Source organism: Pseudomonas sp. Root569 (genome assembly GCF_001427465.1).
Lineage (GTDB): Bacteria > Pseudomonadota > Gammaproteobacteria > Pseudomonadales > Pseudomonadaceae > Aquipseudomonas > Aquipseudomonas synxantha.
Map to the genome: position 1 here is coordinate 112,131 of NZ_LMGQ01000028.1, position 17,436 is coordinate 129,566.

Annotated in this window: 2 protein-coding genes; both read left to right on the plus strand. The window is 58.9% G+C overall.

Features of this window, described 5'->3' with window-relative positions:
- Nucleotides 1-17: 17 nt before the first annotated feature.
- Complete coding sequence (locus ASD70_RS25375) at nucleotides 18-17,027, plus strand: hemagglutinin repeat-containing protein (RefSeq protein ID WP_082561470.1); 17,010 nt, start codon at nucleotides 18-20, stop codon at nucleotides 17,025-17,027.
- On the plus strand, nucleotides 17,024-17,413 hold the full coding sequence (locus tag ASD70_RS28985; protein WP_156382941.1) for a contact-dependent growth inhibition system immunity protein: 390 nt from the start codon (nucleotides 17,024-17,026) through the stop codon (nucleotides 17,411-17,413). Before ASD70_RS25375 ends, ASD70_RS28985 begins: the two co-directional genes overlap by 4 nt.
- Nucleotides 17,414-17,436: the final 23 nt, after the last annotated feature.

Genomic DNA, 17,436 nt, shown 5'->3' on the forward strand with positions numbered 1-17,436 from the left:
GGGCTTCGAGACATGACATGGACGTTCGCCAGTACGCATTCCTCGCGCGCCAGCCTTCTGCTGCCGTAAACAGCCGTGCCCATTTCCTGGGGCTGCCTAAACGTGGGTTGGCGTTGATCCTGGCCAACGCCATGTTCTGGCATCCATTGCTGGCTCAGGCAGACGGCATTGTGGTGAATGCTCCAGGTACGACGCTCGGGCAAGCGGGTAATGGCGTGCCCATCGTCAACATCGCCACGCCGAATGCCAACGGGCTCTCGCACAACCAATTTCAAGACTACAACGTCGGTGCCAATGGGGTCATTCTCAACAACGCCACCGACCGCACCCAGTCCACGCAACTGGGCGGCATCATCGTCGGCAACCCCAATCTCAACGGCACCGCTGCCAATATCATTCTCAACGAAGTCAACGGCGGCAGCCCCAGCCAACTGCGCGGCTACACCGAAGTAGCCGGGCAATCGGCCCATGTGATCGTCGCTAACCCGTACGGCATCAGCTGTAACGGTTGCGGCTTTATCAATACCCCGCAAGCGACGCTCACCACTGGTAAAGCCGTGATCGAAAACGGCCAGATCAATCGTTATCAAGTCGACCAGGGCAGTGTGGCTATCGAGGGCGCTGGCCTGAATGCCAGCAACGTCGATCAGTTCGAAATCATCACCCGCGCCACCACGATCAACGCGCAGATTCAGGCCAAAAAACTCACCATCGTCGCCGGTCGTAATGACGTGGACGCACGCACCTTGAATGCCACCGCGCGGGCCGCAGATGGCAGCCAGGCGCCGGATCTGGCGATCGACTCGTCGGCGTTGGGCGGCATGTATGTGGGCGCGGTCAAGCTTATGGGGACTGAGTCGGGTGTCGGCGTGAGGTTGTCCGGGGACATGGTCGCTGGCGGCGATATTCAGATCGATGCCGGTGGCAATGTGGTCATGGGCCAGACAACGGCAGCCGGCGCCATCAACGTGAAGGCCCACAGCGTTGAGGCCCAGGGTGTGGTCGCGGCGGGCAGCGTGCTCGAGATGAAAACGCAAGGCGACCTGATCAATCAAAAAAACCTGGCGGCGCGTGATCGTGTGGCCCTGCAAAGTGGTGGGGTGCTGACCAACAACGGCGTCATCGAAGCCGGCGTCAACGCTGATCAGACGCGCAATGCTCAGGGTGATATCCACGTCACTGCCGCCCAGTTGCGTAACAACGGCAAGACCGTCATCGCCAGCCGTGACCTCTCCGTCAAGGTTGATGGCACTCTCGACAACCGGGGCGGCACCCTGAGTGCACAAAACCAGCTAAAGATGAGTGCTGAAAAGGTCGATAACCAACAGCAAGGCCGCATGTTGAGTGCTGCACGCATCGAGTTGAATGCCGGGCAGTTGCTCAATGCTGATGCAGGCCTGGTGGTTGGCGACCGCGGGCTCAGCGGTCGCATCGGGCAGTTGGTCAATCGCAAAGGCGAGCTCTCGAGCCTGGCCGAAGTCACCTTGCAGGTCGATAGCCTGGATAACGTCGCCGGGCTGATTTCCGCCGGCCAGGCACTGCGCTTGACTTCCAGTAGCCTGGTTAACAATCAAGGTGGTCGCCTGGTTGCCGGGCAGCATCTGCAGATTAATGCCGGGCAGCTGGATAACCGCCAGTCCGGTATCGCGAGCAGTCAGGGCAGCCTGGGGCTGAATATTGCCGGTACCCTGGAAAATCAGCAGCAGGGTCGAATCGAGTCTGGTACTGCGACGCAGGTCAGCGCTGGAAACCTCAATAACCAGCAACGCGGTGTACTCGTCAGTGGCGGCGCCCTGGAGCTGGCGACCGGTTCGCTCGATAACAGCCAAGGCGGCTCGATTACCAGCGCCAAAGCGCTCAATGCCCGTGTCACCAGCCTCGACCAGCATGGCCAGGGGCGAATTTACAGCAATGGCGACGTAACCCTGGACCTGGGCAACGGCCACCTCGACAACCGCGACGGTGGCTTGATCAACGCCGCTGGCCAGCTGAGGTTGAATAATCTCAATAGCGTCGACAACCGCAGCGGCGAAATTTCCAGTGCCCATGGTTTTACCGTTGCGGCAAACAGCCTGGACAACCGCGTTGGCAAGCTGCTCAGTGACCAGGCCTTGGGCCTGAAAATCGTGCAGACGCTGAACAACGGGGCAGGGCTGATTGCAGCCAGCGGCCTGGATATAGATGTTGCCAGTTTGATCAACGACCAGCGCGGTCAAGTTCACAGCCGTGATCGGCTTGACGCCCGGGTGGGTGGCTTGCTCGCCAATCACAGCGGGAGTTTCAGTGCCGACGCGGGCGCACAGTTGACCGTGGGCAGCCTGGACAACAGCAGTGGCGGGCAACTCTTCAGTCAAGGCGATCTGAGCCTGAACCTCAATCGGGGTCACCTGAACAACCAGGGCGGCTTGATCAACTCCCCTGGCCATTTGCTGCTGACTCAACTCAGCAGCGTCGATAACCAGGGCGGCGAGATTTCCAGTGCCCAGACCTTCGATCTGGTCGCGGATCAACTCAATAACGGCGCCGGCAAGTTGCTCAGCGAGCAAGCCTTGAGCGTGCGCATCGCCCGCGCCCTGGACAACACCAAAGGTGTGTTAACCGCCAAAGCCCTGGATGTTCAAGCGGGAACACTGATTAACCAATTCGGCCGACTCACTGCGGTGGAGGGCCTCAACCTGCAAGTCGATGGCGAGCTGGATAATCGCAGCGCACAGGTGCTAGGCAAGAACCTCCTGCTCGGGATTGGTTCGCTCAATAACGACCAGGGCCTGGTGCAGGGTGATGCAACGTTGCTGCTCCAGGCGGGTGGCACGATCAGCAACCACGCCGGCACATTGGCTGCCGGGCAAAGCGTGACCGTCAACAGCACCGGCCTGGACAACCGTCAAGGCAACCTGACCAGCGACGGTGCACTGACCGCGCGTATAGCCGGGAACATGCTCAATCAAGCGGGACTGTTGAGTGCCGGTACCGACTTGCAGCTGGACGTTGCTGACCTGAACAATTCGCTCAAAGGGCGTATTGCCGCTGCGCAGGTACAGATCAGCGCACAAGGAGTAGATAACAGCGCGGGCGGTAGCCTGTACGCCAGACACCAGATGGGGATCGCTGTTGGCGGCCAATTGAATAACGCCCAAGGCACGCTGCGCAGCGATGGTCGTTTGGCCCTCAATACCTCCGGTTTAACCAACGACGACGCAACGCTATCCAGTGCCGGCGATTTGCAGATTGCGACTGGCAAGCTGAGCAACCAAGGCGGACATCTAAGCAGTGCAACTCAGTTGGGCATGACGGCTACCGCACTGGACAACAGTCGTAACGGGCATGTCGCAAGCCAAGCCGATGTAAGCCTGGACCTGCAAGGTGGCCACCTCAACAATAACGCTGGTTTGATCAATGCACCTGGGCAGTTGCTGCTCAAGCAACTGGGCAGCGTTGATAACCAAGGCGGTGAAATCTCCAGTGCCAAGGCCTTTGAGCTGGCGGCAACCGCTTTGAACACGGCGGACGGCAAGATACTCAGCCAACAAGCCTTGACCCTGCGTATCGCCCAGGCACTGGATAACACCCGCGGCCTGATTTCTGCCGCGGCCTTGCAGGTAAACAGCGCCAGCCTGGGCAACCAGGGCGGCAAGTTGAGTGCCGCTTCCGTTCTGAACCTCGGTGTGGAGGGTGCGCTGGATAACCGCACTGGCGAACTGCTTGGTCAGCATTTGACAGTCAAAGCGGCTGCGCTGGACAACAGTCAGGGGCGCATTCAGGGCGATAACCGCTTGACCTTGACAAGCCTCGGCACGGTCAATAATGGCAAGGGCACGTTGGCCGCAGGTCAGGCATTGACGGTCAATGCCGCCAGCCTCGATAACACCGCCGGCAAGCTGACCAGTGACGGGACACTGACGGCGCAGATTTCAGCCAGTTTGTTGAATCAGGCCGGGCTGTTTGCCGCCGGCCAAGCATTGACACTCAATGCCGCCAGCCTGGACAACCAGTCCAAGGGCCGCCTCACCAGCAAGGGGGATGCGCAGCTTGTGGTGGGGAACGTGGATAACCGCGGTGGCAGCATCACCTCGGTCGGGCAGTTGCAGGTCAAGGGCGAGCAGCTGGATAACCGTCAGGCCGGGTTGCTCAACTCGGGCAAGGCCATGAGCCTGTCCATCGGCAAGCTGGATAACCGAGGAGGTGAAGTTTCCAGCGTTACCGAACTGACGCTGACTGGCCATGAGCTGGACAACAGCAATGCCGGTCGCGTATTGGCCAATGGCACGCTCCAGCTGACGCTCGACAGGCTGAACAACCAGCTCAAAGGCCTGATTTCTGCCCAACAGGATATCAACCTGAAGGCAACCAGCCTGGATAACAGCGCCCAAGGCAGTCTCTACGCCAAACGCAACCTGGATATGACCCTGGCCCAGCAGGCTGACAACAGCCAAGGCGTAGTGCGCAGCGACGCCGCCTTGCAACTGCGCAGCGCCAGCCTTGGCAACAACGGCGGGCGTATCAGCAGCGGCGGGGCGCTCTTGTTGACCGCAGCCAATGCGATCAGTAACCAGAACGGTGATGTGCTCAGCGCGGATACTACGACGGTGAAAGCTGGCAGTGTCGACAACAGCGCAGGGCGTATTGTTGCTGATGGTGCACTGCAACTGACTACCGGCGTATTGCTTAATCAGCACCAGGGCCGCGTCACCAGCGCTGATCGTCTCAACCTGACAGCGACCGACGTAGACAACCGTTTCGAGGGCCGCATCGCCAGTGGTCAGGCGCTCAACGCCAGCATCACCAGCCTTGACCAGCGCGGTGCCGGCGAATTTTACAGCAACGGCGAACTGATTCTGGACATGAACCATGGGCACTTGAACAACGCCGATGGCTTTATCAATGCCCCAGGGCAGTTGTTGCTCAAAAACCTGAAAAGCGTCGACAACCGTAACGGTGAAATCTCCAGCGCAAAGGCCTTCACCTTGAGCGCCGACACCCTGGACAACAGCGGGGGCAACTTACTCAGCGACCAAGGCTTGACCCTCAAAATCGAACAGGCGCTGCTGAACGTCAAAGGGCTGATTTCAGCCGCAGGTGTCGGGCTCGATGCCTCGCGCCTGGACAACCGCGAGGGCAGGGTGAGCAGCGCCCTGGACGCACGCCTGGCGGTCAAGGAGGACCTGCTTAACGATCAGGGCGAAATCGTCAGCACAGGCCACACGCAGTTGAATGCGGCAAGCTTGAGCAACACCGCCGGGCAAGTGCTCGGTGATGTCGGCCTGGAGGTAAAGGTCAAGGGTGCGCTGAATAATCAGGCTGGCACACTCGCTGCCGGTACCTCGTTGGACGTGCAGGCCGCAAGCCTGGATAACCGCCAGGCCGGAAAATTGGGCAGTGACGGCCAACTCAAGGCCACGATTGATGGGTTACTGGACAATCAGGCTAAGGGGCAGGTGTTAGCCAAGGGCGCAATGGAGCTGCGTGCCGGTCGTTTGGATAACCGTGAAGGGCGGCTAACCGGGCAGGATCTGTTGACGTTGCACAGTGCGAATGTCGACAACCGCGGCGGTGTGATCCTTTCCCAGAAGGAGCTTCAACTCAATGTGGGTGAGTTGGACAATCAACAAGGTACGCTCAGCAGCAAGGCGGCCTTGGGCTTCTCCGGGCAACAGTTGCACAACCAGAAGGGCCTGGTGAGTGCGGTCGGGCCCCTGCGACTGACTGCCGACACAGTACAAAACGCGGCTGGCCGCATCGCCAGTCAGAGTGATCTGCAGGCAACCATCGGCGTACTGGCCCAACAGGGCGGCGAACTGGTTGCCCAAAACGAGCTGAGCCTGAGCGGGACCTCACTGGACAATAGCGATGGTGGTTTAGTAGGCGCCACAAAAGCGCTGAAACTGGCTGTCGACACCGTTGATAACCGTGCGGGCGAGATTTCCAGTCAGAACAGCATCGACTTCAAGGCGCAGCGCCTGGATAACAGCGCGGGCAAACTGATCGCCGGTACCGCATTGGAATTGGCCGTGGCCCATGTAGTAAACCAAGCCAAAGGGTTGATCTTCGCCCGGGACAACCGTTTCAACGGCGCGCGCCTGGATAACGGCCAAGGCACTTTCGCAGGCCAGCAATCGGTGAGCCTGTCGCTGGTAGCCATTCCCGGCACCGAGTTGGATGGGCGACTGGATAACCAGCAGGGGAAAATCAGCAGCGAAGGCACACTGCAGCTGGCCGGCGCGACGCTCAACAACGACGCGGGTGCAATCTCTTCGGCGGCTGCGCTCACACTTGCTGCCAGCGGTGCTATCACCAACCAGGGCGGCATCATGGAGACCGATGCCAGCCTTGACCTGACCAGCGCGAGGCTGGACAACGGCCCTAAAGGCCTGCTCAACAGCCGTGGTGCGCTGACCCTGAGCACCGGCGCGCTTAACAACAATGGGCGTATCACCAGCGCCGATCGCCTGGATCTGGCAGCAACCCAGGTGGACAACAGCGGACGTATCGCCAGCAGCCAAAACCTTACCGCCACGATCACCGGCCTGAATCAGCAAGGCGGTGAGCTGTTCAGCAACACCCAGCTCGATCTTGACCTGAATCACGGCCAACTGAGCAATGTGGGCGGCCTGATCAACAGCCCGCTGCTGATGCTGAAAAACCTCGCCGATGTGAACAACCAGCGTGGCGAAATTTCCAGCCAGCAAGCCTTTGCCCTGGCGGCGCGCAACCTGGACAACAGCGGCGGTAAGCTGATCAGTAACCAAGGCCTGACACTGCAGATTCAAGAGGCCTTGGGCAACGCCAAAGGTGCGATCAGCGCAGCCTCGCTCAACACCAACAGTGCCCGCTTGGACAACACTGATGGCCTGCTCAACAGTCGTGGCGGCATGGAAGTATCTGCCACCCAAACGCTTGATAACCAGCGCGGAACGCTGATTGCCGACGGCGCCATGCGGCTGTCTTCCGCTCGGCTCGACAACCGTGGCGGTGACGTATCGGGCAAGGCATTGGTGACCGCTGATATCGATCAGATCGATAACCGCGACGGTCAACTTATCAGCACTGCAGCAGTGGAAGTGCGCGCTGCGTCCCTGGACAACCGCAAAGGCCTGATAGGCGCCGATAAAGCGCTGAAACTGCTGGTCGATCGGCTCGACAACCGTGGCGGCGAACTGTCGACTAACGCCGACCTGACCGTCATCGGGCAAACCCTGGATAACAGCGATGCCGGTCGTGTGCTGGCCGGGCAATCGTTGAACCTCACGCTGACCAAGCTGCTTAACCGCAACCAAGGCCAGCTCAACACACAGCGTTTGATGCTGAGCGCTCAGGACCTGGACAACAGCACGGGCAAACTGCTCGCTCAACAGCTTCTGCAACTTGAGCTCAAGGGTGAGTTGAATAACAGCCAGGGCGTCCTCAACAGTGAGGGGGGCCTGAGCGTCGATGCGGCGAGCGTAGTCAACCGTCAGGGGCGGATTTCCAGCGCCGACGCGTTGGTGCTGGGTTCGCAGGGGACCCTGGACAACGAGGGCGGTGAGCTCGTGACTGACAGCACGCTGCAACTGCGCAGCGCCAGCCTGGGGAACCAGAACGGTCTGCTCAGTGGCAAAGGGGCGGTGGGGGTCAACACCGGCGCGTTGGACAATACGGGTGGGCGTCTCATCAGCGGCGACACCCTGGAGCTGAAGGCTGGGCTACTGAATAACAGCGCCGGCAACATCGGCAGCGCCCAGGCCCTGACCGCCAGCGTCGATGGGCTTGATCAACAAGGTGGCAAGCTGTTCAGCAACGCCGGCCTCACGCTGGACCTGAACAACGGCCAGCTTAACAACCAGCAGGGCCTGATCAACGCGACCGGGCCGCTGGTGCTCAACCACCTTAATGGTGTGAACAACCAGGGCGGTGAAATCTCCAGCGGTCAGGCGTTTGCGCTTGTGGCGCGCAACCTGGATAACAGCAATGGCCGCCTGCTCAGCAACCAGGGCCTGACACTGCGAATCGACCAGGTGCTCGGCAACATCAAGGGTTTAGTCGCGGCAGCGAGCCTGACCGCTCAGGCGGGTGTCGTCGATAACAGCGGCGGTACGCTGACCAGTCGCGGGGCGCTTGAATTGACCAGCACCGGGCTGCTGAGCAACGGGCAACAAGGTTTGATCAACGCTGCACAAGCACTGACAGTCAAAGCGGGGAACCTCAATAACCAGGGCGGCAGCCTGCTGGGCACCAGCGCCCTGACCATTAATGCTTCGGCCTTGGACAACAGTGCCAAAGGCTTGATCAACAGCCAGGGCCGTCTAGAGCTGAATGCCCAGGCCCTGGACGCCAGTGACGGCGGCGAGGTGTCGGCCAAGGGCGATATGGACCTTACGCTGACGTCCATGGCCCTGCGTGGCGGCAGGCTGATCGGTGAGCAGAACCTGAGCGTGGACCTGGCCAACGGGGATCTGGATAACCGTAAAGGTCTGATCTTCGCCAAAGGCCCGTTGACCCTCAAACATGTACGCGACCTGCAAAACCAGGGCGGCGAACTGTCCAGCCAAAATGCCCTGAGCTTGACGCTGCGTAACCTGGACAACAGCGCCGGTACGCTCATCAGCCAGCAACTGCTGACGCTGAACGCAGGCGACGTTGTCAATCGCGGCGGCTTGCTGTCGGGTTGGCAAGGGCTCAACCTGATCGGCACCCAGTTGGACAACCGTGACAAAGGCACGCTGTCCAGTCGCAACGGTGATCTGGATGTACGCCTCGGTGGGCGCTTGCTCAACAGCAACGAAGGCGCGCTGGCCAGCCAAGGGCGGCTGAGTGTCAGTGCCGCCAGCCTGGACAACAGCGAAAAGGGCGTTATTTCCAGCGGCACGCAGCAGACCTTGACGGTGCTTGGCGCGCTGAACAACACCCAGGGTGGCTTGATCGACAGTGGTGCGACGCTGGACGTGAGTGCGGCCAACCTCGACAACAGTGCCGGCAACGTCACGGCCCAGCGCAACTTGAACGTCTCGGCTGGCGACTTGCTCAATACCGCTGGGTCGCTGATGGGTAATGACCAGCTGGTACTCAACCTGCAAGGCCACCTCGGCAACGTCAACGGCAAGATCGCAGGCACCGGCTCGCTGCTGCTGCAGCGCGCCATAGAGGTGGATAACCGCGGTGGCCAACTTGCCAGCCAGGGGCGTCTGTCATTGGCTATGGGTGGCCTGAATAACAGCCAGGCCGGTACCGTCGCCGCTAAAGGTCCGTTGGTTATCGATGCCAGCGCTATCGTTCAAAACAACGCCGACGGCTTGATCTACAGCCAGGAAGGCGACCTGCAAATCACCGCTTTTGGCCTGACCAACGCGCAGGGCAAGCTGCAGGGGCAGAACGGCCTGCGGGTCGAGGTCAATGGCGATCTCGACAACCAGGGCGGCAATATCATCAGTCAGACCGGTGATGTGCATCTCAAGGCCGGCAACCTCGACAACCGCAGCGGTGTGCTCGCCAGCCTCAAGGGTGCCATTGAGGCCGGTGTGGTGGGTGTGCTGCGCAACGGTCATGACCTGAGCGGCAACCCCAAGGGCGGCTTGATTCAGGGTCAGCGGCTGTTAATCAGTGCCGGTCACCTTGATAACCAGGGCGGCTATGTGGGAGCACAGACCAGCGATGCGCTGCTGACGGCTGCAACCCTCAATAACCAGCAGGGCGCTTTGTATGCCAAAGCCCTCATGCGCATCAATGGCGGCGCCGTGGAAAACAGCGCAGGTCAGATTGCCGGTGACCAGATCGCGCTCGGCCTCAATGGCCAACTGACCAACCACAATGGCCTGATCGAAAGCACCAACAACCTGACCGTGGCCGCCAACGCCATCGATAACCAGGGCGGGAAATTGCGCGCCCTGGGACGCTCCGGCAAGACCGAGTTCCAGATCGGCGGCGTGTTCGACAACCGTAACGGCGCTGTGGAAACCGCCAACCAGGACCTGACCCTGGCGGCTGCCAGCTTCCAGAACAACGGCGGGCAATTGCTGCATGTGGGTGAGGGCACCTTCGACATCTCCTTGCCCAACGTTACCGGCGCGGGCGGCACCCTTGTCACCCGTGGCGGCCTGACCCTGAACGCGGATACCTGGACCAATACCAGCGTCATCCAGGCAGGGCGTTTGAGCGTCAACGTCAACAACTTCACCCAGACTGAAACCGGGCAACTGCTGGCTTCGACGCACCTGGAAGGCAAGGGCGGCAGCTGGGTCAATAACGGCTTGATTGCCAGTGATGGCAGTTTAAGTATCGACCTTGCGGGCGCTTATAGCGGTGATGGGCGAGTCACCAGTCAGAGTGGTCTGAACCTGCATGCGAGTCAGTTGGATCTGAGCAATAGCGCCAAAATTACTGGCGGTGGCGATACCCAGGTCAACATTGATGGTCAATTGAACAACTATGGACGGTTGACCTCTGCGACCAACCTCGAACTCTCGGCAGGTACGCTGAACAACTACGGGACATTGGGTGGCGCACAGAATGTGACAGTAACCAGTGCAGCCTTGTTGAACGATCATGGTTTGCTGTTCAGCGGCAACGACATGGCCTTGCATAGCGACACAATCACTAACCAGTACGGTGACATCTATAGCCTGGGGCGACTGGATGTGGCCAGTCGAGAGGGTGCGAGCAAAGCAGCCAGTCTCGAAAACGTATCCGGCAGCATCGAATCCAGTCGTGACATGTCTCTAAAGGTTGCCAGCCTGACTAACCGCCGGGATGAGTTCACCACGAAAGACACCGCCGGTAGCGGCGGGTCACTCACCAATATTTGTTGGGACTGCCGAGGCGATCACTTTGTTGTCGACTTTGTCGGCACGGAAAACTATCAAACCGAGTTACTGAAGACATCGGCTACTTCGACTATCCAGTCGGGCGGGCGCATGGATATTGCCGCTAATACGCTGCTCAATGAATACAGTGTTATCGCTTCTGGCGCCGACATGAACATCGCTGCGGATACGCTGACCAACAAAGGCGCTGCGTCTGGCTCCGGAACGCGTACCCGTACCTGGCGGCTGGAAGCGACTAACGGTACTTACTGGCGCTTCAAACGTGGTGTCATGGACCCCTACAACGCTCAGCCAGGCCCCAAAAACCTGCCGGTCAGTGCGTTGTCAGCGTTCAGGCTGATTGGCGATACCTTGGTATCGACCGCTGGCGCGTCACTGGCACCGGCGATCATCCAGGCTGCAGGCACGGTGAACATCACCGCCAGCAAGACCTTGATCAACAGCATTGAGACGTCCAACACAGCCTTGGCCGGGCGCGCGCCGCGCAATGAGGACACGGGTGTCGCCAGCGGTCCAACAACCGTGGTGGTGCAGCTCGCTCCGCAGTTGCCACCGGACCTGGCACAACAACAAGTCAACCCGCTGACATTACGCGGCTTCACCTTGCCCACCGGCACCCACGGTCTGTTCCGCCTCAGTAGTCAAGCGAGCGAAGACACTCAAGCCACCCAAGCCACCAGTGGCCCGCAGAGCTGGACCATGGGTGGTGCCACGCTCGGCCTCGCTCAGCGCCAGGGCGCACAGCCAGCGCTTGAAACACGCACCTTCGACTTCAAGAATGTCGCCCACCAGGACGCGTCTACCCATCAGTTGGATCCCACCGCACGTCAGGTCAGTGGCATCACCGCCACCAGCCGAACGCTTAACGTTGCCGGGGCCGGCGATGTGGCCAGCGGCAGCGGCTGGGCGCCCAGCCAGATCACCCCCGCTGAAATCGCTCGGGGCGATGGCATCAACGCCCGGAGTCCGTCCACCGGCTCCACTGCACCAGTGGCCAAGGTCACCGGGCCGAGTGATCAGCCAGACCTGGCGCTGACTGGTCGAGATACGGGTGTTCAGGTCGCTACGCCAGACGCTCCTGCGCTGCCGACGTTGAACATTCCTGGCGTGACGCCGGTGATACCAGGCGTGACGCCGGTTGTGAGCACACCGGCTGCACAAGACCCGGGCAGCAGCCCGACCCAGATCGCAGCCGTGATTGCCCAGCCGCTCAATACAGCGGAGCAAACCACTACGGTCGCCAGCCAGACCATCAACCGGGTGCAGGGCTTTACGCCCACCGCGCCTAAGTCCCAGCCGCATAAATACCTGATCGAAACCAACCCGGTACTCACGGACCTCAAGCAGTTCATGAGCTCGGACTATCTGCTCGCGGGCCTGGGTTACAACCCGGACGAAAGCGCCAAGCGCCTGGGCGACGGCCTCTATGAGCAACGGTTGATCCAGCAAGCCGTTCAAGCGCGCACAGGGCAACGTTTTATCGACGGTCAGAACACTGACGAAAAACTGTTCAAGTACCTGATGGACAATGCGATCCAGAGCAAACAGCAACTGAACCTGGCAGTGGGCGTTACCTTGACCTCGCAGCAGGTCGCGGCCCTGACCCACGACATCGTCTGGCTCGAACAGCACGAAGTGAACGGTGAGAAAGTGCTGGTGCCCGTGCTTTACATGGCCCAGGCCGACAATCGCCTGGCGCCCAACGGTGCCTTGATCGCCGGTAACGACCTGAACCTGATCGCCGGCGAAAACCTGGAGAACGCCGGTACCCTGCGCGCCACCAACAACCTGTCAGCCAAAGCGGGCAACGACCTGATCAACAGCGGCTTGATCGAAGCCGGCAACCGCCTGGACCTGCTGGCGGGTAACAACATCGTCAATAAGTCCGGTGGCATCATCGCCGGTCGCGACGTTACGCTCACCGCGATCAAGGGTGATGTGATCAACGAACGTGCCGTGACCCGTACCGGTAACGGTACTGCTGAACGCCGCGACTATCTCGACAGTGCGTCACGCATTGAGGCTGCCAATGACCTGACGATGAATGCAGGTCGTGACATCGCCAATACCGGTGGCGTGCTGCAAAGCGGGCGTGACACCACATTGGTCGCTGGCCGCGATGTGCACATCGATGCCGTTGAGCAACGCAACGGCTTGGATCTGGGCAGCCGCCTGCGCACCGAAACCGTGACGCAAAACGGTGCCAGCGTGGAGACAGGCCGTGACCTCAAGGTGTCGGCAGGGCGTGACTTCACCGCCATTGCCAGCCGCATCGACGCCAAGCGTGACTTGAGCATTACGACGACCGAAAACCTGAGCATTTCGTCGGCCGCCGACGAACAGCATTCATTGAGCAAGTCCAAGAAGGTCACCCAGTCCAAGGATCACATCAGCCAGGTTTCCAGCGTGCTGACGGCCGGCGGCGATGTGTCGCTCAATGCCGGGAAAGACCTGGAACTCACCGCCAGCCGAATTGCCGGGGGCGGCAACGTGGCCCTTGATGCACAACGCGATGTGAGCATCCTGTCGGCACTGGATGAAGACGCTTCGTTCTACTCGAAAAAGAGCAAGGGCTCGTTCGGTCGTAGCAAAAGCCAACAGCGGGAGAGTTACGACAGCACCAACGTGGCCTCGGTCGTTGAAGCCGGTAAAGACCTGACCGTTAACGCCAGCAAGAATGCCGACGGTGGAATGAGCATCGACGGCGGACGTGACGTCACCGTGATCGGCAGCCAAATGAAGGCTGGTGGCGACATGCTGCTGGGCGCCACTGGTGATATCGCGGTGTTGTCGGGTGTCGAGGAGCATGGTTCCTACAGCAAGAAGGCCAAGTCCGGGTTCCTGGGGCTGTCCAAAAGCGGCAAGAGCCAGTTGAAGACCACTGCCAGCCAAGTGGGCAGTGAGTTGGAGGCTGGCAATGACGTGGTGGTGGCGGCGGGTAATGATGTGCGGGTGCGGGCCAGTGAGATCAGTGCCGATAACGACACTGAACTGCGCTCCGGGCTGGTCAACAGTACGGGTGACATCAACCTGATTTCTGCGAACGACACCGCCTATAGCCGCAGTGAAGAACACAAGAAGAAGTTTGGTTATACGGAAAGGCCGACGTCGGTTGCCATTTCGTCCGCAAAAAAGGCTGGTCGTGAAGCCCAGAGCAGCACCAGCGTGGGCAGCCATGTAAGCGCCGAGCGCGATGCAACGTTGCAGGCTGAGCGCGACATCAACCTAGTTGGCAGCGGCATCAGCGCAGGGCGCAATGTCAATCTGGATGCAGGGCGCGACGTCAATGTGGTCGCCGCACAAGACACCAGTAGCGAACGTAGCTGGGAGAAGAAAAAGCAGACGGGTTCAAGCATCTCCAGTAACGGTAATGGCATCAGCCTCTTCGCCGGCACCGAAGGCAGTGGGGAGAAGAATCGAGTCGAACGCGAGACCGCTTCCGGCAGCCAGATAAACGCCGGGCAAGATGTGGCGATCAACGCCAAGCGCGATATCAACCAGCGTGGCTCTGACGTGGGCGCTGCCAATGATATCGAGCTGACGGCGGGCAGAAATATCAATATCGATGCTGCGCGCGAAAGTGTGCTCACCGAGCAGATACGCGAGAAAGAGAGCAACGGCCTGGGTGTTTCGATCAACCATAACTATGCCAATACCAAGGACGCTGTCAGCGGAGCAGGGAAAGGCGAGGACAATGTCAGCAAAGGCTCAAGCACACTCAAAGCGGTTGATTCGGTCAGTCAGTTTGTCAATGGGCCAACGCTGGACGGGAAGTTTGGCAACAGTAAGCAAACCAACAGCCAACAGGTTATCGAGCAGACCAATCGGTCTTCGACGCTAAGCGCCGGTAACGATCTGCACCTTAACGCCGGCAACGATGTATTGGTGAAGGGAAGCCACCTGGACGCCGGGCGTGACATCAATATCAAAGGACGTGACGTCACGTTGGACGTGGCCAAGGGCGGTATCAGTGAAGAAACCACCCACACCCAAAGTTGGGGCGGCATTCATGGCGGCACCAGCGGCGGGATCAAGTTGGGCGCCGGCGGCAGTTTCGGCACGGCTACAGGCGAGAGCTCCCAAGGCTCGTCTACGGCTTCACAACTGGAGGCAGGTCGCGATATCAACCTCAAGGCCAGCAATGACCTGAACTTGATTGGGACGCAGGCCAAAGCCCAACGGGATATCGAGCTGAATGCCGGCAACGATTTGAACATTCGTTCGGCGCATAACGACAGCAACAGCGAAAACAACCGCCACAGTGGCGGCGGCGAAGCAGGCCTGACGTTTGGCTCTGAAGGTATTGGCGTCTACGTCAGTGTCAGTATGGGCAAGGGTAACCTGGAGCGAGAAGGCCAACGCCAACAAGAGGCTTACCTCTATGCCGGCGACCGTCTGGGGTTTGCCAGTGGCAAAGACACCGCCATCGGCGGAGCGAACCTCAGAGGCGATGAAGTGGTGGGGCGTGTGGGCGGCGACCTCAAGGTCTCGTCGGTTGCCGATACCGGCAAGGTCAAGGGCAAAGAGTTTGATATCAGTGTTACAGCCACCATCGGCCCGGGTGCGGGTGTCAGCGGCTCGGTCGGCTTTGGCAAGACCACCGGCAAAACCGACTGGGTCGAAGAGCAAACCCGTATCACCGGTAAAAATGCCGTCGATATCAGAACAGAGAACCATACCCAGATCGACGGAGCCGTCATCGCCGCTGACAACGGCAACCTGAAACTGGACACGGGCACCCTCGGTTTCAGCGATATCGCCGGGCAAGACAAAGAGCATGGGTACTACCTGAATGTAGGTGGCACCTATAAAGCCGGGAGCAATGACAACAAAGGCAACACCGTCCAAGACAGCAGCCAGGCGGGCAAAGGCAAGGAAGGTCAAACCGGTTGGAGCGTTGAGGGTTGGAACTACGAGAAAGAGCGTGAGCAGATTGTCCGCGCCACGGTGGGGGCAGGTGAAATCGTCGTTCGCAAGGATGCTGAGACGGGGGCTGACTCTACGACCGGATTGAACCGGGATGTGGGTAAGGCCTATGAGATCACCAAGGATGATGAAAAGCGAACGGATCTGTATGCGAGTAGTTCGTCCATTGATGCTGTGATGGATCCTGAGAAAGCCGCCAAAGACCTGGTGGCAGACGTTGTCAATTTCAAAGACAACCAAAAGAAAAAGATCGAAGCAGTTGCGGGCGCACTCGACCAGATCAAGGGCGAGATCCAGGCTCAGCGGGTCAGCATCGACGATGTCTCGGCGAATATCCGCAAAAAATTCGGCGATGAGCAGGCGCTGACAATCTCAAAGAATCTGGTGCGCAAGGGCCTCGCGCCTAACACTCTGGATGCGCTCCCGCCAGACGTTATAAGCGCACTGAATGATTTTTCGGAAAAGGCAGCAATTTACGATAAGAAAATCAAGGGCTGTATGGATGATGGCAGTTGCCGTGCTACACCTTCCACCCAACCGAAGACTGGCTCAGGGTACGAGCTTCCGGCCGTGCTCGTTGATGACTTGCCGCGTAACGGGGGTGAAGCAGCGCTCAATGGCATCGTTGATATAGTCAAGCTTTCCCAGAAGCTGCCCGCAGAACAGTTTCAGGCTGCGATGCTTAGCGTGCAGGCCATGATGGGGCCTATGAAACTGGTGGTAAGTGTTGTCGCACATGCAGCAGCTGAAGCGGCAATGGGCGATCAATACAGAGAGTTCAAAGAGTCTAAAGCTATCGAGCTCGCCGCAAAGCTGACAGACCGTACCGTTGACACCATGAGGGAGTTTCATGCGGAGGCTAAAGCCGACCCTGATAACCTTTTGCATGGAGATGAGTATGTTGTAGCGACTGAGTTTTTGATGGATGCTGTGCTCGGGGAGGTCAAGTCATTAGGCGTAAAAGCAGGGAGTAAGGTTTTTGCTAATGGTGCAAAAGGGGCTGGAGACACCCTGGCTACACTGAGTCAAGGCCAAAAAAGAGCTGTCGGAAAAATTGACAATATTCTTAATAATTTCAAGGATAGTGATATTACGGGTACCTTAAAGGATATGGCTGGTAATCCTGTTCCGAAGCCTGGCGGTGGTTATTGGGATCACCTAAAAGAGATGAACGACACTCTTCGAGGTTTACGGAACCATGCGGACACCTTGAAGGGGGTGAATGAACCGTCAGCGCAAGCTGCACGCCAGCGAGCGGTTGATACTATCAATCGTATTGAGTCAGCTTTAAATGGTGCCGGGATATGACGTTTCGTGAATTGGAAAGACTTGTTCAAATCAGTTGGTTACCAGAAGACAGCCCGTCGTCTTTGAGCGAGTGGTATCTTTTGGTATGCGACACTCCACTAGAACACTTAAGTATAGGAGATGTATGCCGCGCAATTAGGCAAAATCTTTTTGTTAATGAGCTATTACCCTTTGCTGTGATATTATTACATGATGATGTGTTGGCAGGAGAGAAATACGATGGCGAGCTGCTTGCAGCTCTTGCAAGTGTGAGTGCAGAGTGTTGGCAAAGAAATACAAATGCGGCGCAAAAGGCCGTTTGCGCTTTGGCCGAAGTGAAGAATTTAAGCCAAGATCCCGAACTGTTAAAAGATGCTTCGACTTTGTTGAGAACACTTGGCGTTTAAGTTGATTGTAAGTTGGTGCAAAA

Bases quoted from the DNA above. Each gene is read 5' to 3' on its own strand.
- ASD70_RS25375 (WP_082561470.1), top strand. From the start codon at position 18: ATGGACGTTCGCCAGTACGCATTCCTCGCGCGCCAGCCTTCTGCTGCC.
- ASD70_RS28985 (WP_156382941.1), top strand. From the start codon at position 17,024: ATGACGTTTCGTGAATTGGAAAGACTTGTTCAAATCAGTTGGTTACCA.